The sequence below is a fragment of the Pseudomonas putida genome (assembly GCF_050990305.1).
Classification (GTDB): Bacteria; Pseudomonadota; Gammaproteobacteria; order Pseudomonadales; family Pseudomonadaceae; genus Aquipseudomonas; species Aquipseudomonas putida_AH.
On record NZ_CP158817.1, the window covers coordinates 3,387,062 to 3,408,708 of the forward strand.

Here is a 21,647-nt window from a genome sequence, read left to right on the forward strand (position 1 = left end):
AAAGCATTCGGTCGCCCGCGGGATTGGATGCGGGTAAGATATCGGCCCTTCCCCGCAGCCCCTTTGCTGCACCCTGCCGATTAAGCCGATTCCATGCCTTTCGAACTCAGTGTTGACCTCACCACCCTGTCCATTCTGGCCCTTGTCGCTTTTATTGCCGGCTTCATCGACGCCATCGCTGGCGGTGGCGGTCTGTTGACCACGCCTGCCTTGCTCACCGCCGGCCTGCCACCACACCTGGTGCTGGGCACCAACAAACTCAGTTCGACCTTCGGCTCGGCCACCGCCAGTTTCACCTTTTACCGTCGCAAGTTGTTCCACCCCAAACAGTGGATGCACGCCATCGTTGGCACCCTGGTCGGTGCACTGACCGGTGCCGGGGTCGCGCATTTCCTGCCCGCCGAGTGGCTGAACAAGATGCTGCCGGTGATCGTCTTCGCCTGCGGCCTTTACCTGTTGTTTGGTGGCACGCCGAAAGCGCCGCTGGACAGCGACGCGCCAATCAAGAAGAAATGGCAGTCAACCCAGGGTTTCACCCTCGGTTTCTATGATGGCGTGGCCGGTCCCGGCACCGGGGCGTTCTGGACGGTCAGCAGCCTGCTGATGTACCCCATCGATCTGGTCAAGGCCAGCGGCGTGGCGCGCAGCATGAACTTTGTCAGCAACATTGCGGCGCTGTCGGTGTTCGTTTTTTCGGGACAAGTGGACTGGATCATCGGCCTGTGCATGGGCCTGTCGGTGATGGTCGGCGCGTTCTTCGGCGCTCGCACCGCCATCAGTGGCGGCGCGAAGTTCATTCGTCCGGTGTTCATCACCGTGGTGCTGGGCTTGACCGTGCGGCTAGCCTGGCAGCACTGGTTCAGCATGGCCTAAACGCCGCGCCACATAGACGTCGATCAGGTAACGGGCAATCGAGCGCGACGCCGGCAACGGCGGCAGCGCATGGACGTTGAACCACTGGGCGTCTTCGATCTCGTCTTCCTGACAGACGATTTCGCCCCCGGCGTATTCGGCATGGAAGCCGAGCATCATCGAGTGCGGGAACGGCCAGCACTGACTGCCCATGTACTGGATGTTCTTGACCTCGATTTGCACCTCTTCACGCACCTCGCGAACCAGGCAATCCTCGGCCGACTCCCCAGGCTCCGCGAACCCCGCCAACGTGCTGTAGACCCCCGTGACAAAGCGTGGCGAGCGTGCCAACAGCACTTCATCGCCACGGGTCACCAGCACGATCATGCTCGGCGAAATACGCGGATAGCTGCGCAAATCGCACGGTTTGCAATACATCGCCCGCTCACGCGGCACCTGGGTCATGGCCTGACCGCAGTTACCGCAAAAACGGTGTTCACGGGCCCAGGTGCCGATCTGCGCGGCATAACCGAGCACTTTGTAGACGGTGTGGTCACCCTCGAGCATGAACGCCCGCAGGCCTTTCCAGTTGCAGCCCGGCAGCTCGCTGTGAGTGCGCAACTCCAGCAAATACACCGGTTCGCCGTCGAGGTGACCGATGCCGTGCTCGGCCAGAATCGAAAGATCCTGGCGCTTGAGCCATTCACGGGGGAACAACGCGCCATTGTCATCGAACAGGAAGCCTTCAGGGCTGCGGGCCACGGCCCAGCCGCCCGGTTGATCGGTGTCCAGAACTGCAGTCGTCCAGCGTGGAATCATTGTTCAATCAATCCGCAAAATCGGGTTTCTGTTTGCTCATATGGGCGGCCATGGCCACGCGCAAATCAGTGGATTGCAGCATGGCGGCGTTCCAGGTAGCGACGTATTCGAGACCGTCATCGATGCGATGGTCGCGCATGTAGCTGATCATCTCCTTGGTACCGGTCACGGCAATCGGCGACTTGCTCGCAATCTCGCGGGCAATGCCCATGACGCCGTCGAGCAGGCTGGCGGTGTCGCTGTAGATGCGATTGACCAGGCCCATGCCACGGGCTTCTTCGGCACCGAAGTTGCGACCAGTGTAAGCCAGTTCACGCAGCATGCCGTCACCAATGATGCGCGGCAAGCGTTGCAACGTGCCGACGTCGGCGGCCATGCCAATGTCGATTTCCTTGATCGAGAATTGCGCGTCCTCGGCGGCGTAACGCATGTCGCACGCGGCAATCAGGTCGATGGCGCCACCCAGGCAATAGCCCTGAATGGCGGCGAGTACTGGCTTGCGGCAGTTGTCGACGGCGTTGAACGAGGCTTGCAGATTCAGGATCTTACGTCGCAGCAGTCGTGCGTTGCGCCCGACGTCCTTGCCCAGTTCATTGGCTACGTTCGCCAACATCATCAAGTCGATGCCGGAGGAAAAGTGCTTGCCGGCTCCGCTCAGGACCACCACGCGCACTTCGTCGGTGTCGTCGATCCATTGGAAAATCTCGACGATCTCGCTCCAGAACGCGGCATTCATCGAGTTGATCTTTTCCGGGCGATTGATCTGCACATGGGCAATTTTATCGACCAGTTCGACGTTGAACGCGGTGTATTGAGACATGCCGGTGTTTCCTTTTAGCAGGCAAAAAATGAGGCTGGACTATATCAAGGCCACGAGGTGGCGGTTCGGCCAAAAACGGGACTGCTTTTAGAGATGGATTGTCCGGGCCGGCCTCATCGCTGGCATGCCCGCTCCCACAGGATTCGGGATGCCTTCAAGTCAACGCAGATCCTGTGGGAGCTGGCTTGCCAGCGATGACCGCACCACTAATCTAACTGCCCTTCACCGCCATAAATGCAGCCGTTTCATAAGGCACGGTAATCACCTCCCGCCCCCGCAACTCTGGCTCATCGGCAATCATCGCCCGAATCTGTTCATCCACCTTCGCCCGCTCGGCCTCCGGCAACGCCGCGATAAAACTGGTCGATCGCACTCGATTGAAAATCACATCCTCCGGCGAACCGGTGTGCCCATGGCTGAAACGCTGCCCCTGCAACGGCCCGAACGCCGGATGTGGAAACACCTGGCGCCAGGCACCTGTGTAATAACGTGGCGTATCGCCTTGCAGCGCATTGACGATCGCATCCAGCTTCGGCACCCAGCCGACGCGGGTGTCGCGCAGGTTCCACACCAATCCCAGCCTGCCGCAAGGCTTGAGCACGCGGGCTATTTCGTCGAGTGCCTGCGCGCTTGCGAACCAGTGAAAGGCCTGGGCACAGACCACCACATCCACCGAGGCATCCGGTAACGGCAAGTCCGTTGCGGTGCCGTTCACGGCCAATACCTGCGGGAAAGCCTGGGACAGTTTTTCCAGCATCTGCGCCACCGGTTCCACGGCAATCACCTGCGCACCGGTCGCCACCAATCGCGCCGTGAACTTACCGGTGCCGGCTCCGAGGTCGATCACGGCGGTGTCCTTGTTCAATCCCAAGACGCCTGTCAGCCAGTCGGCCACTTGTGGCGGATAATCCGGGCGGCCGCGCACATAAGTATCGGCGCCGGTTTTGTAGCCTGCAGCCGCCGAGTGGTGAATATGATCTTTCATGACGCAACTCCGCTTCGATGAAGGATGCCAACGAGCATAACCCGACGAAATGAGCTTTCCTTGGGTGAAACGCCGCAAAAAAAATGAATAATTGTTCACAGTGCGGTGTTCATTGATTGCTGGCCACCAACACTCATGGAGCATGTTCATGAACTACCGCTATTCGATTTTCACCGCACCGTTGATACTGACCGTCATGTTGGCCGGCACCCAAGCCTGGGCCCACGGCGAGGACGACACCCCTGCCAAACCCCAATGCCCCAAAGGCCAGGTCTTCGACAGGAAGGTCCAGAAATGTGTCCTGCAAACCAGTAAACTGCTGCCGGACGCTGACCGTACCGATTACGCCTATCAATTGGCCAAGGATGGACGTTACGAAGAGGCCCTGGCCCTGCTCGACACGCTCAAAGACCCCAACACCCCCAAGGCGCTTAACTATCGTGGCTATGCGACGCGCAAACTGGGGCGCACCGATGAAGGCATCGGCTATTACCTGAAAGCGGTCAAGCTCGACCCGCAGTACGCCAAGGTCCGCGAGTACCTCGGCGAAGCTTATGTGGTCAAGGGACAGCTGGATCTCGCCCAGGAACAGTTGCAGCAGATCAAATCGATTTGCGGTAGCACCGCCTGCGAGGAATACCAGGACCTGGCAGAAGCCATCAACGACTCATCGAAAACCTGACACCCTGAAATATCGGAGGCTGTTATCGCCAGCGATCAGGCAATACGCACAGAGCTAGGCCAGCACTTGGCGCGCTTGTGGCGCTATGGCTTGCTGTTGTCCAGACAAAGGCATGTCGCCGAGGATTTGGTGCAGGCCACCTGCGTGCGCGCGCTGGAGCGGGCTGGACAGTTTGAATCGGGCACGCGCATGGACCGCTGGCTGATGAGCATTCTGCATTCGATCTGGCTCAATGAAGTACGTGCCCGTCGGGTGCGGCACGGGCAAGGCACGATGGAGGGCGAAGAGGTGTTGTCGTTCGATGGCGAATACGCGGCGCAAACCCATGTCATGGCGGCGCAGGTCATCCGTCGTGTCGATGCGTTGCCTGAGGCCCAGCGCGAAACGGTGTTCCTGGCCTATGTCGAAGGCTTGTCCTACCGCGAAGTCGCCGAGGTGCTGCAAGTGCCCATCGGCACGGTGATGAGTCGCCTGGCCGCCGCCCGGGGCAAACTGGCCGAATACCCGCCGCTACAGTCCGTCCCCAACCCTTCCAGCGGAGAACGTCGATGAACGTGCGCATTCCGGATGAGCAACTGGTGGCTTATCTGGACGACCAACTCGATGCCCAACAGCGTCAGCGTATCGATGCGGCCGTGGCCGAAGATCCGATGCTCGGTTTGCGCCTGCAATGGCTGAACCGCAGCAGCCTGCCGTTCAAGGCCGCCTACGACGAACTGGGGCGCCAGGCACCGGTGGATCGCCTGCAGGCCATGCTCGATACCCTGCCCTCACCGGCCCGTCCGGCGCTTAATCGCCGTTGGTTCCTCGCGGCGGCAGCTGGGCTGGTGGCGGGTGGCGTGCTGGCGGATCGTTTGTTCCTCGGCTGGCAAATGAGTCGGGAAAAAACCACTTGGCGGCAGTTGGTGGCGGACTACATGGTGCTTTATGTTCCGCAAACCCTCGACCACCTGCCCAGCGACGAAGCCGCCCAACGCACGCAGCTGCGCACCATCGATGCACGCCTGGGCCTGCGCCTTGCGCCCGCGCAACTGACTTTGCCCGGTGCCGAATTCAAACGCGCGCAAATCCTCGAGTACGACGGCATACCCATCGCCCAGATCACCTACCTGGATCCGATCCATGGCCCATTGGCGCTGTGCATCACCCGCTCCAACAGCGGCAGTCGGCATTTTTCCCAGGAGATCCGGCACGAAATGAACATTGTCTATTGGGCCGACATGGAGCATGCGTGGATGTTGATCGGGCGCCATCCGATGGCGGATCTGGCGGAGATGGCCAAGGTGTTGCGTACCCGGCTGAGCGCCTGACCTTGTAGGAGCTGTCGAGTGCAACGAGGCTGCGATCTTTTAAAGCAAGATCAATAGATCGCAGCCTTCGGCAGCTCCTACAGGGGATTTTGGAATTTAAAGAAAGCCGCTGTTTAGACACGTCTGCTGCCAGCCTTCACTAGATCCTGTGCCCTCGGAAACTCCCCAGACGAGTCCAGGACCAGGGTGTATTTCACCTCGTCGCCCACGAAGAAAAAATCCTCGCCCCCTGCCGTGAGATTAGCGCCAATCTTCACTGCCAGCCTGGAAAGGCCATCATCCGGCAAAACCATGGCGAATTTCGTCCACGAGGCATCGACCCAAACGATCCTGATCGCGTTGATCGTCCCTTTTCCCATTCTTGCTATTGGCGCTCCCATCTCCATCCTCTCCTCGTCAGTGCAAGGCGCGACAAACTGCCAGCATGGGGGGAATGAAACGCCTAAATGGCCAAGGTGACTACTGTCAGCTTTGACAGGTCTCGCGGCTTTATACCGATGTTGGCAACCACAACCGAAACCGCGCGCCACCCAACGGCGAGGTTTCCACGGTCAAGGTTCCGCCCTGCGCCTCCAACGCTCGTCGACTGATCGCCAGCCCGAGGCCAAACCCACCCGTGGCGCGATCGCGACTGCGATCGAGTCGGTAGAACGGTTCGAAAATCCGCTCGCGTTCGTCGTCCGGAATGCCGATGCCATCGTCGTCGACCCAGATTTCACACCCTTTGCCGCACACCTGCACGCCGATCTGGATCCGCTTTTCGCAGTAACGCATGGCATTGCGCAGCAGGTTTTGCAGGGCGCGGGCGGTCAGGCGCGGGTCGAGACTGAAGCGTTCGAGCTGGCCGTGCAGCAACACGTCGATGACGATGTCCGGTGATTGCTCGTCATCGATGCTGCCCAAAATGCTGTCGATGAACTCATCCAACGACACCTCGACCTGTTCCGGCACCCGCGCCGGGTTTTGCAGGCGACTGTAGGACAGCAGCTCCAGCACCAGCTCATCAAGCTCGCGAATATGATCCACCAGCCCTTGCAGGCGTTCGCGACTGGCCGCGGGCAGATCGTCGGACAGGGCCAGGGCCAAGCCGAAGTCCAGGCGGGTCAGCGGTGTGCGCAGTTCATGGGAGACGGCATTGAGCAGATCGCGTTGCTGGTTCAACAGATTCTCGATATCGCCGGCCATGGTATCGAAGACGTTGGCCAGGCTGCCGATGTTGGAACTGGCGGCGATCTGCGTGCGTTCGCTCAAATGGCCCTTGCCGAAGCGCTCGGCGGTGCCTTTGAGCCGCTCCAGATCCCGCCAGTGAGGCCGCAACCAGAGCAACAGGCAGGCGAGCATGGTCGCACCGATCAGTACGTTGATGCTCCAGTACAACAGGCTGACGTCCATCGGGTCCGGTGGCACGACCATTTGCACCACGGTTTTTTCGTTGAGCGGCGTGACTGCCAAGGTGCGCCAGCCCCAATCGCCAATGCGTACGACGTTTTCGCCACGCTGCAAGCGCGCCTGCTCATCGACAGAAAATTCAGGATCGTCCTTGGCGCTGAGCACGATATGCAGCGGATGAAACTCCCGGTCCATTTCCGCCGCCAAAGCTGGCCACTCCTCGGTTGGCACCGCCTTGAACTGCTTCACCATGAGGGTTTGCAGGCCACGGGAATAATCGAGGTTGTAGGTCAAGAACCGCTCGTGGAAGACCTTGATCACCAGATCCGGCACCAGATAAATGGCGGCGCTGAACGAAACGATAGTCACCAGGTACAGGCGAAAGAGGATTCTGAACATCGGCTCAGCATTCCCACTCGGAACGGCTGAACAAATACCCCTTGCCCCACACCGTCTTGATCTTGCGTGCCTCGCCGGCATGGTCGTCGAACTTGCGCCGCAGCTTGGAGATCGCCACGTCCACCGAGCGGTCGGTACCGTTGAACTCGATGCCGCGCAGGCGTTGCAAAATCTGGTCGCGACTCAGCACTTCGCCCGCGTGCCGGGCCAGCACCACCAGCAGGTTGTATTCGCCGCTGGACAGTTCCACGGGTTGTTCGCGCCAGGTCACGGTGCGCTCGGACAGGTCGATGCACAGGTTGCCCATCAGAATGCGGTCGTTGGCGGTCTGCGGTTCGCTGAGGCTGCTGCGCCGCAGCAAGGTGCGCACCCGGGCCAGCAATACCCGTGGTTCGCAGGGCTTGGTGACGTAGTCGTCGGCGCCCATTTCCAGGCCCAGCACCTGATCGTGACTGTCGTCGCGGGCGGTGAGCATCAGGATTGGCAGCGTTGCGGAATCGGCGCGCAGCAGGCGGCAAACTTGCAGGCCGTCGAGGCCGGGCAGCATCAGGTCGAGAATCACCAGGTCCGGCGGCGTGACCCGGGCGCGCTCACGCACTTGATCGCCACGGCTGATCACGCTGACGGAGTAACCGTTGCGTTCCAGGTAGCTGGCGATCAGTTCGGCGAGGGCGGCGTCGTCTTCGACCAGGAGGATGTTGGGCATGGGGTGTTTCCAGAAAGTGCTATGGCGCTCGGGCCGGCCTGTTCGCGGGCAAGCCTCGCTCCTACGGGGATTGTGTCGTGCACAAAATCGATGATCGACAACAATTCCGTAGGAGCGAGGCTTGCCCGCGAAGGCAGCCTCTCAAGCGCAAAAGGAATCAAGCTGCAAAGGATATACGCCCTCACCCGCACCTGAGTAAAACCCTTACACAATTTCACACACCCCCAACAAAGCTTCACCGCTACCCTCCCCGCCGCCCAGTAGGATGCGGGGGGTCATTATTGGGGTCATTCATGTCAAAGAATCTGCTTGCCGGGCTCAGCCTTGTAGCCTTGGCGCTGACGCTGAGCGCGTGCGACAAATCTTCGAACGCCGAAGAACAGGCGCCACTGGCCACCGTTCGCATCGAAACCATCCAGGCTCGCCCGCTGTCGATCAGCAGCGAACTAAGCGGACGCATCGCCGCGCCGCGCATCGCCGAAGTCCGTGCCCGTGTCGCCGGTGTGATTCTGGAACGCACCTTCCACGAAGGCAGCGACGTGAAAAAAGGCGATGTGCTGTTCCGCATCGACCCGGCCCCCTTCAAGGCCGACCTCGACAGCGCCGAAGCCGTGTTGCGCAAGGCCCAAGCCAATGCCTTCCAGGCAAAACTGCAAGAACAACGCTACGCCCAGTTGATCGACGACAAGGCCATCAGCGGCCAGGACTACGACAACGCCCGGGCCAACACACGACAGACCGCCGCCGACGTCGCCGCCAGCAAAGCCGCTGTGGAACGGGCGAAACTGAACCTCGGTTACGCCACCGTCACCGCGCCGATTTCCGGTCGCATCGGCCGCGCGCTGGTCACTGAAGGCGCCTTGGTCGGACAGAACGAAACCACGCCACTGGCGCTGATTCAACAGCTGAACCCGATCCATGCCGACCTGACCCAATCGACCCGCGAACTCAACGACCTGCGCCGCGCCTTGCGCTCCGGCCAGTTGCAAGCCGTGGGACAGGGGCAGGCCAAAGCCACGCTGATTCAGGATGACGGCAGCCTCTATCCGCTGCCGGGCAAGCTGCTGTTCAGCGACATCACGGTCGACCCTGGCACCGGCCAGATCATCCTGCGCAGCGAATTCCCCAACCCCGACCTCGACCTGCTGCCCGGCAGTTTCGTGCGGGTGCGTCTGGAGCAAGCAGTGAACCAGCAAGGCATCAGCGTGCCGCAACGGGCGATCCAGCGTGACAGCGCCGGCATCGCGCACGTGCTGCTGCTCGACGATGAACAGCGGGTTGGCCTGCAACCGGTGGAGCTGGGCCCGGTGCAGAACGACCGCTGGATCGTCACCGGCGGCCTCAAGCCCCGCGACCGCATCGTCATCGAAGGCCTGCAACACGCCAAGCCCGGCGACAAAGTGCAGATCGACGACTCCCCCCTTCCCCTTGCCCAGGTTTCTGGTCAGTAGCAGGACGCTTGTTTATGCCGCAGTTCTTTATCGACCGCCCAGTGTTCGCCTGGGTGGTCGCGCTCTTCATCCTGCTGGCCGGTGCGCTGGCCATCCCGCAGTTGCCGGTGGCGCAATACCCCGACGTTGCTCCGCCGCAAATCGAAATCTATGCCGTATACCCCGGCGCGTCGGCGCAAACCGTGGACGAGAGCGTGGTCAGTCTGATCGAGGAAGAACTCAACGGCGCTGACCACCTGCTGTATTTCGAATCGCAGAGCAGCCTCGGCAGCGCGACGATCAAGGCGACTTTCCAGCCCGGCACCGACCCGGAAATGGCCCAGGTGGATGTGCAGAACCGTCTGAAAGTCGTGGAGTCGCGCCTGCCGCAAGCCGTCAATCAGCAGGGCTTGCAAGTGGAGAAAGTCTCAGCAGGTTTCCTGCTGCTGATCACGCTGACGTCCACGGACGGCAAGCTCGATGATGTTGCGCTCAGCGATTACCTGGCGCGTAACGTGATGAACGAGATCAAGCGTCTGGACGGTGTTGGCAAGGCGCAGCTGTATGGTTCGGAACGGGCGATGCGGATCTGGATCGACCCGCGCAAGCTGATCGGTTTCAACCTGACACCGGCCGATGTCAACGCCGCCATCGTCGCGCAGAACGCCCAGGTGTCCGCCGGCAGCATCGGTGACTTACCGAGTCGCACCACCCAGGAAATCACCGCGACCATTCTGGTCAAAGGTCAGTTGTCGACCCCTGAAGAATTCGCCGACATCGTGCTCAAGGCCAACCCCGATGGGTCGACCGTGCGTATCGGTGACGTGGCGCGGGTCGAAATCGGCAGTCAGGAATATCAGTTCGGCACGCGCCTGAACGGCAAACCCTCCACCGCCGTCGGCGTGCAACTCTCCCCCGGCGCCAATGCCCTGAGCACTGCGACGCTGGTGCGGGCGAAGATGGATGAGCTGTCGCGCTACTTCCCGGCCAACGTTGAGTACAAGATCCCTTACGACACCTCACCTTTCGTCAAAGTCTCGATCACCAAGGTGGTCTACACCTTGCTCGAAGCGATGGTGCTGGTGTTCGCGGTGATGTTTTTGTTCCTGCAAAACATCCGCTACACGCTGATCCCGACGCTGGTGGTGCCGGTGGCGCTGATGGGCACGTTCGCGACCATGTTGGCCCTAGGGTATTCGATCAACGTGCTGACCATGTTCGGCATGGTGTTGGCTATTGGCATCCTGGTGGATGACGCCATCGTGGTGGTGGAGAACGTCGAGCGGATCATGGCCACCGAAGGCTTATCGCCCAAGGAAGCGACACGCAAGGCGATGCAGCAGATCACCGGCGCGATCATCGGCATCACCCTGGTGCTGGTGGCGGTGTTCATTCCGATGGCTTTCATGCAAGGCTCGGTCGGGGTGATCTACCGGCAATTTTCGTTGTCGATGGCCACCTCGATCTTGTTCTCGGCGTTTCTCGCCCTGACCTTGACCCCTGCGCTGTGCGCAACGCTGCTCAAGCCCATTGCCAAGGGCGAGCATCACGAGAGGACCGGATTCTTTGGCTGGTTCAATCGCCGCTTTGAGCAACTGACCACGCGCTATCAAGGCTGGGTTGCCTACGCGTTGAAACGCAGCGGGCGTTACCTGCTGATCTACGTCGTATTGCTGGTGGGTCTGGGGCTGTGCTTCAGTCGTCTGCCCTCCTCGTTCCTGCCGGTGGAGGATCAGGGCTACACCATCACTGACATTCAACTGCCACCGGGGGCGAGCAAAAACCGTACGGTGCAGGTGGTCGAACAGATCGAAGCACACAACGCTACCGAACCCGGCGTGGGCGACAGCACGGTGATTCTCGGCTTCAGCTTCTCCGGCAGTGGCCAGAACGCGGCGTTGGCGTTTACCACGTTGAAAGACTGGTCCAAGCGCGGCAGCGACGATACGGCCAGTTCGATTGCCGACCGCGCCAACATCGCCCTCAGTCAGATCAAGGACGCCATGGCCTTTGCCGTGTTGCCGCCGCCAGTGGACGGCCTCGGCACCTCCAGCGGATTCGAGTTCCGCTTGCAGGACCGTGGCGGTCTCGGCCATGCCACCTTGATGCAGGCGCGTACCGAGTTGCTGGAGGCCGCCGAGAAAAGCCCGATCCTGATGAACGTGCGCGAAAGCGCCCTGGCCGAAGCACCGCAGGTGCAGTTGATCGTCGACCGCAAACAGGCGAATGCGCTGGGCGTGTCCTTTGCCGATATCGGCAGTGTGCTGTCTACGGCGGTCGGTTCGACCTATATCAACGACTTCCCCAATCAGGGGCGGATGCAACGGGTGGTGGTGCAGGCTGAAGGCGACCAGCGCAGTCAGGTTGAAGACCTGTTGAAGATTCATGTGCGCAACAACGCCGGGAACATGGTGCCGCTGTCGGCGTTCGTCCAGGCCAAATGGACCCAGGGCCCGGCGCAATTGACCCGCTACAACGGCTATCCGGCAATCAGTATTTCCGGTGAGCCAAAGCCAGGGTTCAGCACGGGTGAGGCCATGGCGGAAATCGAACGGCTGGTGGCGCAAGGCCCGGCGGGTTTAGGTCAGGAGTGGACCGGGTTGTCGTTGCAGGAACGCTTGTCCGGCAGCCAGGCGCCCATCCTGCTAGGGCTGTCATTGCTGATCGTGTTCCTGTGCCTGGCGGCCTTGTATGAGAGCTGGTCGATTCCAACCTCGGTATTACTGGTGGTGCCTCTTGGCGTACTCGGTGCCGTACTGGCGGTGACGTTGCGCGGGATGCCCAACGACGTGTTCTTCAAGGTCGGCTTGATCACCATCATCGGCCTGTCGGCGAAGAACGCAATCCTGATCATCGAATTCGCCAAAAGCCTGTATGACGAAGGCCACGACCTGATCGACGCCACCCTGCAAGCCGCGCGCCTGCGCTTGCGGCCCATCGTCATGACCTCCCTGGCATTCATCCTCGGCGTGGTGCCGCTGGCCATCGCCACCGGCGCCAGTTCGGCGAGCCAGCAAGCCATCGGCACCGGCGTGATTGGCGGGATGATCACCGCGACCTTGGCGGTGATATTTGTGCCGGTGTTTTTTGTGGTGGTCATGAAGCGGGTGCGCAAGCGCAATTAACACCCCCCCCTGTAGGAGCTGCCGCAGGCTGCGATCTTTTGACTTTGGTTTTTAAAAACAAGATCAAAAGATCGCAGCCTGCGGCAGCTCCTACAAAAGCTGGTTTGTGTGAGCTATGGTGCAGCGATGTCCTGCCAACGTGAGTCCACATGCCCTACCTCACCCACACCCACCCTCGCCTGTCTGTCGCCACGACGCTGGGCATTGCGGCCGGCATCCTGATTCCAGGCGGTTCGGTCATCAGCAAAATCCTCATCGGCTGGAACGTCGGGGTCTGGACCTATCTGGTGTTGATGCTTTGGCTCGCAGTGCGTTCCAAGGCGTCGGATGTGAAGCGCATCGCCGAGATCGAAGATGAAAATGCGGGATTGGTGCTGTTGGTGGTGTGCATCGCGGCAATCGCGAGCCTGGCGACCATCACCTTCGAACTGGCTGGTAGCAAAGACCTGGAAACCACTCGCAAGTTGTTGCATTACGGTTTCACCGCACTGACAGTGATCGGTTCATGGCTGCTGATCGGGGTGATCTTCAGCGTGCACTACGCGCGGCTGTTCTACACCTGGGCTGGCAAGGACCCGGCGCTACGCTTTGCCGAAGGTTTGACCACGCCCAACTACTGGGACTTTCTGTATTTCTCGTTCACGATTGGCGTGGCAGTGCAGACCTCAGACGTCGGCGTTGCGACACGGGAGTTGCGTAAGATTGTCCTGGCGCAGTCGTTGATCGGCTTTCTGTTTAACACAGCGATCCTCGGATTTTCGATCAACATCGCCGCCGGACTGTTCAACTGATCCGTGCACAAACGTTCTAGTCATCGCGATCTATGCCGGTATTAAATAGATCGGCAATCCGTCCCGCAGGCGTCACATGAATACTCACAACTGGATCGACCTGTCCCATGACGCCGACACTGGCATCGAAACCTTGCGCGCGCATTTCCAGGGTCACGCCTATGACCCGCACTGGCATGACAGCTATTTGGTGGGCGTCACCGAGCAAGGGGTGCAGCAGTTCAACTGCCGCAGGGCCAAACACCAGAGCACGCCGGGCAAGGTGTTTTTGCTGGAGCCGGGGGATATTCATGACGGTGAGGCGCCGACCGCAGACGGCTTCACCTACCGCATGTTGTATATCGATCCGCAGTGGTTGACTCGCGAACTCGGCGCGGTGTTCGACAAGGTCCCGGACAACAGCGAGTTGAGTTTCGCCAACACGATGGCCACTGATGCGCGTCTTGTTCGCGCCACCAGCCTTGCGTTTGAAACCCTGCATCGCGGCGAGTTGAAGATTGTTCGTCAGACTGCGCTCGATGGTTTGCTGGAATCCTTGACCCGCCATCTGCACTGGCGCACCCGTGATGGCGAGGACCCGCGCCTGCCGTTAGTGGCGCAAAAGGCGCGGGAGTATTTGCATGCCCACGCACACGAGGACATGGGGCTCGACCAGCTCGCCGCCGCAACGGGCGTGGACCGCTTCCGCCTGACCCGCGCCTTCAAGGCTGCGTACGGCATGGCGCCCCATGCCTATCTGGTGCAGTTGCGCCTGGCCACGGCCCGGCGAATGCTCGCCCGAGGTGATCAACCGGCGAGCGTGGCGATGGCATTGGGCTTTGCCGACCAGAGTCATCTGGGCCGTTGGTTCGTGCGCGCTTACGGCATGACACCGGCGCTGTATCGCAAGCGCTGCTCAAATCTTCCAGACAGGTAACCCCGTCAATTGTGAAGATCGAATTCACTGATCTTCAACGGAGTTTGCCTGCGATGTTCTCCTCTTTCCCGACGTTTCTCCCCTTCCTGCTGTTTGCCTTCGTAGCGGCGATCACGCCCGGCCCAACCAACATTCTGGTGCTGAGCAACAGCGCCCGATTCGGTCTGGTTGCCGCCGTGCCGGTCATTTTTGGTGCTTGTGCCAGCGCCGCAGGCCTGGTGCTGCTGGTGGGGACTGGCGCCGGGTCCTCGCTGACGCATTGGCCCTTGTTGCAAACGATCATGCAATGGGCGGGTGTGACGTGGCTCAGCTATCTGGCCTGGCAGATTTTCCGTGCCCCGGCCGTTGCCATCACGGCGCAGAACACCGATACCCGCCTCGGCGTGTTAGGCGCCGCAGGCCTGCAATGGATTAACCCGAAGACCTGGATGATGGCACTGGCGGTGGTCAGCGTCTTCGCTGGCGTGGGTGAAGATCGGCTGCTGCATGTAATGTACCTGTCCCTGGCGTTTTTTCTGATTTCCCTGCCATGCATGAGCGTTTGGGCGTTGCTCGGCGCGGGTTCGAGCCGGTGGTTGCGCTCGCCTCACGCCATGCAACGCTTCAACCGCTGCATGGCCCTTTTGCTGCTGGGCTCGGCGTGGTTGAGCGTATTGGCGTGAGACCCCACTCGTCGGCCATTGTCTGACAATTTTTAACTAGAGGCTTGACGGCGAATCCGCTTCTGGTGTCTTCTGAAACCGGTTTCAGTGCAACGCACAAACCTTATAAATCCAATAACAAGGTTTCAGCCCGTGAACGATTTCTCCGCCGCCCAGCGCAGCCGCGTGACCATGCTCGATGTGGCCGAACACGCCAAGGTGTCCAAGGCCAGCGTCTCGCGGTTCATCGGCGAAGACCGCGCATTGCTATCCGATGCCATTGCCCAACGCATCGAGCAGGCGATTGCCGAACTCGGCTATCGCCCCAACCAGATGGCTCGCGGCCTGAAACGCGGGCGTACTCGCCTGATCGGCATGCTGGTAGCCGATATCCGTAACCCCTATTCGATTGCCGTGATGCACGGGGTGGAAACCGCCTGCCGTCAGCACGGTTACAGCCTGGTGGTGTGCAACACCGACCGCGACGACGAGCAAGAACGCCAGCACCTGGCCCTGCTGCGCTCGTACAACATCGAAGGCCTGATCGTGAACACCCTGGGCCATCACCGTGACGAGCTGCATGAACTGCACCGGGAAATGCCGCTGGTGCTGGTGGATCGCAAGGTCGAGCACCTTGAAAGCGACATAGTCGGGCTGGATAACCCGCAGGCCGTCGACATGGCCCTCGATCATCTTGAAGAACGTGGCTATCGCGATGTGCTGATGGTGACCGAGCCGTTCGATGGCACCAGCTCGCGGATCGAACGGGTAAGCCGTTTCAATGAGCAGATCGCACAGCGACCGATGCTCAGCGGGACGATCAGCGAAACCGGCAGCGAACTGACCACACACCTCAAAGCCTTCCTGGACGCTCCCGGCGACGGCCCCAAAGCACTGTTCTGCGCCAACGGCATTGCGGCACTGGCCAGCACCCATGCGCTACGTGAACTCAACTGCAACTTGTTCGAAGACGTAGGCCTGATCGCCCTCGATGACCTGGATTGGTATCCGCTGGTGGGCAGCGGCATCACCGCCCTCGCCCAGCCGACCGAAGAGATTGGCGCTCGAGCCTTTGAGTGTCTGCTCAAGCGTTTGCGCGGGGATGACGGGCCGGTGAGGACCCTGGATTTTTCGGCGCGGTTGGTTGTGCGGGGTTCGACAACACGCGTTTCAAATTGAGGCCGCCTTCGCGGGCAAGCCTCGCTCCTATAGTTGAATCAACACACGACTCGTAGGAGCGAGGCTTGCCCGCGAAGAGGTCAGAATGATCACTGCAATTTTTTTTGAACAAAAATGAAACCGGTTTCAGAGGTATAAAAACAATGAACAAACCCGCCGTTTCCATCAGCCTTTCCAGCTACGGCGCCGACCTTGTACGCCAACGCGGCCAGGGCAGCTTCATCGATGTACTGGCCGCCGCTGGCGCCACGCACATCGAATGGCGCGAAGAATTGCTCAGCGGTGAAGCACCTGAGCAACTGGCCAACGCGGCCCAGGCCAATGGGCTGCAAAGCGTGTACTCCTCACCCATGGAGCTGTGGCTGGCCGGCCAGTCCAAACCCAACCCCGAGTTGATGAGCGCCCTACAGCGTGCCCAAAGCTTTGGCGCCCAATGGCTGAAAGTTTCCCTGGGCTATTTCACCGACAACAATGACCTGCAAGCGCTGGCCAGACTGCTGAGCGCAAGCCCGGTACAACTGCTGGTGGAAAACGACCAGACCTTGCACGGCGGTCGCATAGAACCCTTCCAGCGTTTCTTCACTGAAGTCGAACAACAGCAGCTTCCAATCAAGATGACCTTCGATATCGGCAACTGGCACTGGCAGGATCAATCTGCCACCAGTGCCGCGCGCTTACTGGGTCGCTATGTCGGCTACGTTCATTGCAAAGCGGTCACGCGTCGTGCCGACGGCAAATTGATTGCCATTCCCCCCGCCACCAGTGACCTGCACCAGTGGGAACAACTGCTGGCACACATGACCCCAGACGTGATGCGTGCGGCGGAGTATCCGCTGCAAGGCGATGATCTGGTGCAGCTCACTACCGAGCATGTCGCCGTCCTGGCGCGCCTGGAGAGCGCCCATGTCTGAAATCGATATCCTCTCGTTCGGCGAAACCATGGCGATGTTCGTGGCCGATCAAAACGGTGATCTGGCCAATGTCGACCACTTCCACAAGCGTATTGCCGGGGCGGACAGTAACGTTGCCATTGGCCTGTCGCGCCTGGGTTTCAAGGTGGCGTGGCTGAGTCGGGTCGGCGATGACTCGCTGGGACGCTTCGTGGTCGATACGCTAAAAATGGAAGGTCTGGATTGCAGCAACGTGGCCATCGACGCCGCGCACCCGACCGGTTTTCAACTCAAGTCTCGTACGGACGATGGCGACGATCCAAGGGTCGAGTATTTCCGGCGCGGGTCGGCAGCCAGTCATCTGTCGCCGCAATCGATCGTTCCCGAACTGCTCAATGCTCGGCATTTGCACGCCACCGGCATTCCTCCTGCGTTGTCCGCCACTGCGCGGGAAATGTCCTTCGAGCTGATGACCCGCATGCGCAATACCGGGCGCAGCGTGTCGTTCGACCCCAACCTGCGCCCGAGCCTGTGGTCCAGCCCGCAACAGATGATCAGCGAGATCAACCGCCTCGCCGCCCTCGCCCACTGGGTGCTGCCGGGGTTGAGCGAAGGTCGTTTGCTGACCGGTTTCGAAGACCCGGCCGACATCGCCGCGTTCTACCTCGACAAGGGTGTCGAAGCGGTAGCGATCAAACTCGGTCCACACGGTGCTTACTACCGCACGCAGCTGGATCAAGGTTTTGTGGCAGGCGTGCCCGTGGAAACCGTGGTGGACACGGTGGGCGCCGGTGATGGGTTTGCCGTGGGCCTGATCAGCGCGCTGCTGGAAAACCAGAGCATGGCCGACGCCGTGAAGCGGGCCAACTGGATTGGCAGCCGGGCAGTACAGAGTCGGGGGGATATGGAGGGATTGCCGACCCGATCCGAGATGTCCGTCGAATATGAGGTTATTCGCGAGCAATGCATTCCTCTGTAGGAGCGAGGCTTGCCCGCGATGAGGCCGGCACTAACACCGCAAATCTAAACCGTTACCTGCTGCGACAAAAACAACAAGCTCAGGAGCACCACTGATGAAAACCGCAACCCTCGCCGCCCGCCGCTGGTGGTACATCATGCCCATCGTGTTCATCACCTACAGCCTGGCGTACCTGGACCGCGCCAACTACGGCTTTGCTGCCGCGTCCGGCATGGCCGCCGACCTGATGATCACCCCGGGCCTGTCGTCGATGCTCGGCGCGCTGTTCTTCCTCGGCTACTTTTTCTTCCAGGTGCCGGGAGCGATCTACGCGCAAAAGCACAGCGTGAAGAAGCTGATCTTCGTCAGTCTCATCCTGTGGGGCAGCCTCGCGACCCTGACCGGGATCGTCTCCAATGCCTACTGGCTGATCGTCATCCGCTTCATGCTCGGCGTGGTCGAAGCGGCGGTGATGCCAGCAATGTTGATCTACCTGTGCCACTGGTTCACCCGTGCCGAACGCTCGCGGGCCAACACCTTCCTGATCCTTGGCAACCCGGTGACCATGCTCTGGATGTCGGTGGTCTCAGGCTATCTGGTGCAGCATTACAGCTGGCGCTGGATGTTCATCATCGAAGGTTTGCCGGCGGTGCTCTGGGCGTTCATCTGGTGGAAACTGGCTGATGATCGTCCCTCGCAAGCCAAGTGGCTCAGCGAACAGGAAAAACAGGATCTGGAAACTGCCCTGGCCGCCGAACAGGTCGGCATCAAGGCCGTGAAAAACTACGCCGAAGCGTTTCGCTCGCCGAAAGTAATCATCCTGGCCTTGCAGTTTTTCTGCTGGAGCATTGGCGTCTACGGCTTTGTGCTGTGGCTGCCGTCGATCCTCAAGGCCGGTGCACAGATGGACATGATCCAGGCTGGCTGGCTGTCGGCGCTGCCGTACCTGGCGGCGGTAATCGGCATGTTGCTGGTGTCCTGGGGCTCGGACAAATTGCAGAAACGTAAACGCTTCGTCTGGCCACCGCTGTTGATTGCCTCCATTGCCTTCTACGGCTCCTACGCCCTGGGCGCCGAGCATTTCTGGTGGTCATACACCCTGCTGGTAATCGCCGGGGCCTGCATGTACGCGCCTTACGGGCCGTTCTTCGCGATCATCCCCGAGATCCTCCCGGCCAACGTCGCCGGTGGTGCCATGGCCTTGATCAACAGCATGGGTGCCCTCGGTTCGTTTGGCGGTTCCTATCTGGTCGGTTACCTGAACAGCGCCACCGGCTCGCCTGGCGCGTCGTATCTGTTGATGAGCGGTGCGTTGATGTTCTCGGTGGTGCTGACGATTTTCCTCAAGCCCGGCGCCAGTGATCGGGAGCGGCCCTCGGTGGTCATGACCCGCCACGCCCATTCCTGAATTAAAGAAGTAGAGAACCTCACGATGAAAAAGCAGGTTGTGCTGTACAAGAAACTCTCACCGGCGCTGATGGCTCGCCTTGAGGAACAGGTCGACGTGACACTGATCGATAGCCTCGATGTCGATGGCCTGGCCCGGCTGCGCGCCGCCCTACCCCGTGCCCATGGCTTGCTGGGCGCCAGTCTGAAACTCGATGCAGAACTACTGGACCTTGCACCCAACCTCGAAGCCATCGCCAGCGTCTCGGTGGGCGTGGACAACTACGACATCGACTACCTCACCGAACGGCGAATCCGGCTCACCAACACCCCGGACGTGCTCACAGAAACCACCGCTGACACCGGCTTCGCTCTGATCCTGGCCACTGCCCGACGTGTCGTGGAACTGGCCAGCATAGTTCGCGCAGGCCTTTGGCAACGCAACATCGGCCCGGCACAGTTCGGCACCGACGTGCATGGCAAAACCCTGGGCATCATCGGCATGGGGCGCATTGGTGAGGCGTTGGCCCAGCGCGGGCACTTCGGCTTTGGCATGCCGGTGATCTACCACAGCCACTCGCCGAAACCGGCGGTGGAACAGAGGTTTAACGCGCAGTACCGCAGCTTGCCGGAGTTGTTGCAGCAGGCGGATTTCGTTTGCCTGACGTTGCCGTTGACCGCTGAAACTCAAGGGTTGATCGGTGCGCAGCAGTTCGCACAAATGCGCCCCGAGAGCATCTTCATCAATATTTCACGGGGTAAGGTGGTGGATGAAGCGGCGCTGATCGAGGCGTTGCGCGCAGGGCAGATTCGCGCGGCGGGGCTGGATGTTTTTGAGCGCGAACCGCTCAATCCGGACTCGCCGCTATTACGGTTGGACAATGTGGTGGCCACCCCGCACATCGGCTCGGCGACCCATGAGACGCGGGAAGCCATGGCTCGATGCGCGGTGGAGAATCTGGTGGCAGCGTTGGCGGGTGAGCGGCCGAAGAATCTGGTGAATTCAGCCCTCTGGAAAAGCTGAAGGTCAAAAGATCGCAGCCTGCGGCAGCTCCTACAGTTGATATGCGATCTTCTGTAGGAGCGAGGCTTGCCCGCGAAGAGCCCCTCAAGCCCGACGCGCCTCCAAAAGATTCATCGCACACAACGCAATCCGCCGGCAGGCATCGGCCAGTTTCGGCCGATCCACGACCAAACCAAGACGAATATGCCCCGCCGCGCTCGGCCCGAACGCCTCGCCAGCCAGCACCGACACGCCATACCCCTCCAGCAACCGCTCGGCAAAATGCTGGGCGGACAAACCGGTCTGACGCACATCGACCATCACGAACATCCCGCCATCCGGCCAAATCGCCCGCAGGCCCGGACATTGGTTCAGGCTCGAACACACCAGATCGCGACGTTGGCGGTATTCCTCGCGCATCAGCGCCACTTCCGGCAGATCCTCATCCAGCGCCAGTTGTGCGGCGTTCTGGATGAACTCGGGAATGCCGAACAACATGCACAACGACAGGTTCACCAAGTGCTCGGCCAAAGGCTTTGGTCCGATCACCCAGCCCACCCGCCAGCCACTCATGGCGTGGGATTTGGAGAGGCTGTTGATGGTCGCCGTGCGCTCGGCCATGCCCGGCAGGCTGGCCGGGCTGGTGTGTTCGCCTTCGTACAGCAGGTCGCTGTAGACCTCATCGCTGATCAGCCACAGGTCGTGGCGAATGCACAACGCCGCCAATTCTCGCCAGACCATCAACGGCAAATTCGCACCCGACGGGTTGTTCGGGCTGTTGAGCAGAATCGCCCGTGTTCTCTTGGTGATACGTGCCGCGACATCCCACGGATCGACCCGAAAACTGTTCTCCGGACGCACCGGCACCGCCACTACTTTCGCCCCGCAGGCTCCGATTACCCCTTCGTAGGTCACGTACATCGGCTCAGCGACAATCACCTCGTCACCGGGATCGAGCAGGCATTGCGCGACCGAGTACACCGCACACTGCGCCCCGGGCATCACGATCACATGGTCGCCATCTACCCTTTGGCCACTGCGTTGCCTATGACGTCGGGCGATGCTGTCGCGCAGCCCGTGACTGCCGCGAACCGCCGGATAGTGAGTGTCTCCGGCCAGCAGGCTGGCAATGGCCGCCTCAACGATGGGGGGTGGTGTATCGAAATCCGGATCGCCGATGGACAACAGCAATACATCGACACCCTGTTCGCGCAATTGCAGCGCTCGATCGTGAATCTGCCAGGCCGCTGCGCCGTCGCCGGCAATTCGTTGGGTCAAGGCTGAATAGCGCATTTCGTTCTCCATTCGCGCGGGATCCAGCCTCTACCCTATCTCAAATCACGAAACTCGCCAGCGGGGTATTTAG

Annotated in this window: 21 protein-coding genes; 14 read left to right on the plus strand and 7 right to left on the minus strand. The window is 60.6% G+C overall.

The window, feature by feature from the left end:
* The first annotated feature begins 93 nt into the window (after nt 1–93).
* The gene (locus ABTV22_RS15220) at nt 94–873 is read left to right on the plus strand and encodes a TSUP family transporter (protein ID WP_433735339.1); all 780 of its coding nucleotides are present in this window, start codon (nt 94–96) and stop codon (nt 871–873) included.
* On the opposite strand, the gene nudC is transcribed toward ABTV22_RS15220, so the two are convergent.
* The 3 genes from nudC to ABTV22_RS15235 all read right to left on the minus strand — a co-directional run bounded on the left by nudC (nt 841) and on the right by ABTV22_RS15235 (nt 3,476).
* A complete protein-coding gene (gene nudC, locus ABTV22_RS15225; protein ID WP_433735340.1) occupies nt 841–1,671 on the minus strand; it encodes an NAD(+) diphosphatase in 831 nt (276 codons plus the stop codon). The genes ABTV22_RS15220 and nudC overlap by 33 nt on opposite strands.
* Nucleotides 1,672–1,678: 7 nt before the next feature.
* Entirely contained in the window at nt 1,679–2,491 is an 813-nt protein-coding gene (locus tag ABTV22_RS15230) for a crotonase/enoyl-CoA hydratase family protein (RefSeq protein ID WP_433735341.1), read from the minus strand.
* 211 nt (nt 2,492–2,702) lie between these two features.
* Entirely contained in the window at nt 2,703–3,476 is a 774-nt protein-coding gene (locus ABTV22_RS15235) for a class I SAM-dependent methyltransferase (RefSeq protein ID WP_433735342.1), read from the minus strand.
* 148 nt (nt 3,477–3,624) lie between these two features.
* Here ABTV22_RS15235 and ABTV22_RS15240 point away from each other — a divergent pair, with 148 nt between their 5' ends.
* The 3 genes from ABTV22_RS15240 to ABTV22_RS15250 all read left to right on the plus strand — a co-directional run bounded on the left by ABTV22_RS15240 (nt 3,625) and on the right by ABTV22_RS15250 (nt 5,468).
* Complete coding sequence (locus ABTV22_RS15240) at nt 3,625–4,158, plus strand: tetratricopeptide repeat protein (RefSeq protein WP_433735343.1); 534 nt, start codon at nt 3,625–3,627, stop codon at nt 4,156–4,158.
* A gap of 66 nt (nt 4,159–4,224) precedes the next feature.
* On the plus strand, nt 4,225–4,710 hold the full coding sequence (locus ABTV22_RS15245; protein WP_433735344.1) for an RNA polymerase sigma factor: 486 nt from the start codon (nt 4,225–4,227) through the stop codon (nt 4,708–4,710).
* On the plus strand, nt 4,707–5,468 hold the full coding sequence (locus tag ABTV22_RS15250; protein ID WP_433735345.1) for an anti-sigma factor family protein: 762 nt from the start codon (nt 4,707–4,709) through the stop codon (nt 5,466–5,468). Before ABTV22_RS15245 ends, ABTV22_RS15250 begins: the two co-directional genes overlap by 4 nt.
* Nucleotides 5,469–5,581: 113 nt before the next feature.
* On the opposite strand, the gene ABTV22_RS15255 is transcribed toward ABTV22_RS15250, so the two are convergent.
* The 3 genes from ABTV22_RS15255 to ABTV22_RS15265 form a co-directional block, all read right to left on the minus strand.
* On the minus strand, nt 5,582–5,848 hold the full coding sequence (locus ABTV22_RS15255) for a hypothetical protein (RefSeq protein WP_433735346.1): 267 nt from the start codon (nt 5,846–5,848) through the stop codon (nt 5,582–5,584).
* A 109-nt stretch (nt 5,849–5,957) separates the two neighbouring features.
* Nucleotides 5,958–7,256 (minus strand): ATP-binding protein, encoded by a 1,299-nt coding sequence (locus ABTV22_RS15260; RefSeq protein ID WP_433735347.1) that lies wholly within the window; start codon nt 7,254–7,256, stop codon nt 5,958–5,960.
* A gap of 4 nt (nt 7,257–7,260) precedes the next feature.
* On the minus strand, nt 7,261–7,962 hold the full coding sequence (locus ABTV22_RS15265; RefSeq protein ID WP_433735348.1) for a response regulator: 702 nt from the start codon (nt 7,960–7,962) through the stop codon (nt 7,261–7,263).
* Nucleotides 7,963–8,255: 293 nt separating this feature from the next.
* Here ABTV22_RS15265 and ABTV22_RS15270 point away from each other — a divergent pair, with 293 nt between their 5' ends.
* From ABTV22_RS15270 to ABTV22_RS15315, 10 genes are all read left to right on the plus strand, one after another.
* Nucleotides 8,256–9,413 carry an efflux RND transporter periplasmic adaptor subunit gene (locus tag ABTV22_RS15270; RefSeq protein ID WP_433735349.1) on the plus strand — a complete coding sequence of 386 codons (1,158 nt, stop codon included), beginning with the start codon at nt 8,256–8,258 and terminating at the stop codon, nt 9,411–9,413.
* A gap of 14 nt (nt 9,414–9,427) precedes the next feature.
* Nucleotides 9,428–12,517, plus strand: coding sequence for a multidrug efflux RND transporter permease subunit (locus ABTV22_RS15275; RefSeq protein WP_433735350.1), 3,090 nt, complete (start codon nt 9,428–9,430; stop codon nt 12,515–12,517).
* A 149-nt stretch (nt 12,518–12,666) separates the two neighbouring features.
* Complete coding sequence (locus ABTV22_RS15280) at nt 12,667–13,308, plus strand: DUF1345 domain-containing protein (RefSeq protein ID WP_433735351.1); 642 nt, start codon at nt 12,667–12,669, stop codon at nt 13,306–13,308.
* Nucleotides 13,309–13,384: 76 nt separating this feature from the next.
* Nucleotides 13,385–14,224, plus strand: coding sequence for an AraC family ligand binding domain-containing protein (locus tag ABTV22_RS15285; protein ID WP_433735352.1), 840 nt, complete (start codon nt 13,385–13,387; stop codon nt 14,222–14,224).
* A 53-nt stretch (nt 14,225–14,277) separates the two neighbouring features.
* A complete protein-coding gene (locus ABTV22_RS15290) occupies nt 14,278–14,886 on the plus strand; it encodes a LysE family translocator (RefSeq protein WP_433735353.1) in 609 nt (202 codons plus the stop codon).
* A 132-nt stretch (nt 14,887–15,018) separates the two neighbouring features.
* Nucleotides 15,019–16,044 carry a LacI family DNA-binding transcriptional regulator gene (locus ABTV22_RS15295; RefSeq protein ID WP_433735354.1) on the plus strand — a complete coding sequence of 342 codons (1,026 nt, stop codon included), beginning with the start codon at nt 15,019–15,021 and terminating at the stop codon, nt 16,042–16,044.
* A gap of 143 nt (nt 16,045–16,187) precedes the next feature.
* The gene (locus tag ABTV22_RS15300) at nt 16,188–16,955 is read left to right on the plus strand and encodes a sugar phosphate isomerase/epimerase family protein (RefSeq protein WP_433735355.1); all 768 of its coding nucleotides are present in this window, start codon (nt 16,188–16,190) and stop codon (nt 16,953–16,955) included.
* Nucleotides 16,948–17,913: a sugar kinase gene (locus ABTV22_RS15305; RefSeq protein WP_433735356.1), complete on the plus strand. Its 966-nt coding sequence runs from the start codon at nt 16,948–16,950 to the stop codon at nt 17,911–17,913. Before ABTV22_RS15300 ends, ABTV22_RS15305 begins: the two co-directional genes overlap by 8 nt.
* A gap of 94 nt (nt 17,914–18,007) precedes the next feature.
* Nucleotides 18,008–19,300, plus strand: a complete 1,293-nt coding sequence (locus ABTV22_RS15310) for an MFS transporter (protein ID WP_433735357.1) — start codon at nt 18,008–18,010, stop codon at nt 19,298–19,300.
* Nucleotides 19,301–19,324: 24 nt separating this feature from the next.
* Nucleotides 19,325–20,302: a 2-hydroxyacid dehydrogenase gene (locus ABTV22_RS15315; protein WP_433735358.1), complete on the plus strand. Its 978-nt coding sequence runs from the start codon at nt 19,325–19,327 to the stop codon at nt 20,300–20,302.
* A gap of 84 nt (nt 20,303–20,386) precedes the next feature.
* On the opposite strand, the gene ABTV22_RS15320 is transcribed toward ABTV22_RS15315, so the two are convergent.
* Nucleotides 20,387–21,574 carry a pyridoxal phosphate-dependent aminotransferase gene (locus ABTV22_RS15320; RefSeq protein WP_433735359.1) on the minus strand — a complete coding sequence of 396 codons (1,188 nt, stop codon included), beginning with the start codon at nt 21,572–21,574 and terminating at the stop codon, nt 20,387–20,389.
* Nucleotides 21,575–21,647: the final 73 nt, after the last annotated feature.

Coding starts and splice junctions, on each gene's coding strand:
- ABTV22_RS15220 (WP_433735339.1), top strand. CDS start 94: ATGCCTTTCGAACTCAGTGTTGACCTCACCACCCTGTCCATTCTGGCC.
- nudC (WP_433735340.1), bottom strand. CDS start 1,671: ATGATTCCACGCTGGACGACTGCAGTTCTGGACACCGATCAACCGGGC.
- ABTV22_RS15230 (WP_433735341.1), bottom strand. CDS start 2,491: ATGTCTCAATACACCGCGTTCAACGTCGAACTGGTCGATAAAATTGCC.
- ABTV22_RS15235 (WP_433735342.1), bottom strand. CDS start 3,476: ATGAAAGATCATATTCACCACTCGGCGGCTGCAGGCTACAAAACCGGC.
- ABTV22_RS15240 (WP_433735343.1), top strand. CDS start 3,625: ATGAACTACCGCTATTCGATTTTCACCGCACCGTTGATACTGACCGTC.
- ABTV22_RS15250 (WP_433735345.1), top strand. CDS start 4,707: ATGAACGTGCGCATTCCGGATGAGCAACTGGTGGCTTATCTGGACGAC.
- ABTV22_RS15255 (WP_433735346.1), bottom strand. CDS start 5,848: ATGGGAGCGCCAATAGCAAGAATGGGAAAAGGGACGATCAACGCGATC.
- ABTV22_RS15260 (WP_433735347.1), bottom strand. CDS start 7,256: ATGTTCAGAATCCTCTTTCGCCTGTACCTGGTGACTATCGTTTCGTTC.
- ABTV22_RS15265 (WP_433735348.1), bottom strand. CDS start 7,962: ATGCCCAACATCCTCCTGGTCGAAGACGACGCCGCCCTCGCCGAACTG.
- ABTV22_RS15270 (WP_433735349.1), top strand. CDS start 8,256: ATGTCAAAGAATCTGCTTGCCGGGCTCAGCCTTGTAGCCTTGGCGCTG.
- ABTV22_RS15275 (WP_433735350.1), top strand. CDS start 9,428: ATGCCGCAGTTCTTTATCGACCGCCCAGTGTTCGCCTGGGTGGTCGCG.
- ABTV22_RS15280 (WP_433735351.1), top strand. CDS start 12,667: ATGCCCTACCTCACCCACACCCACCCTCGCCTGTCTGTCGCCACGACG.
- ABTV22_RS15285 (WP_433735352.1), top strand. CDS start 13,385: ATGAATACTCACAACTGGATCGACCTGTCCCATGACGCCGACACTGGC.
- ABTV22_RS15290 (WP_433735353.1), top strand. CDS start 14,278: ATGTTCTCCTCTTTCCCGACGTTTCTCCCCTTCCTGCTGTTTGCCTTC.
- ABTV22_RS15300 (WP_433735355.1), top strand. CDS start 16,188: ATGAACAAACCCGCCGTTTCCATCAGCCTTTCCAGCTACGGCGCCGAC.
- ABTV22_RS15305 (WP_433735356.1), top strand. CDS start 16,948: ATGTCTGAAATCGATATCCTCTCGTTCGGCGAAACCATGGCGATGTTC.
- ABTV22_RS15310 (WP_433735357.1), top strand. CDS start 18,008: ATGAAAACCGCAACCCTCGCCGCCCGCCGCTGGTGGTACATCATGCCC.
- ABTV22_RS15315 (WP_433735358.1), top strand. CDS start 19,325: ATGAAAAAGCAGGTTGTGCTGTACAAGAAACTCTCACCGGCGCTGATG.
- ABTV22_RS15320 (WP_433735359.1), bottom strand. CDS start 21,574: ATGCGCTATTCAGCCTTGACCCAACGAATTGCCGGCGACGGCGCAGCG.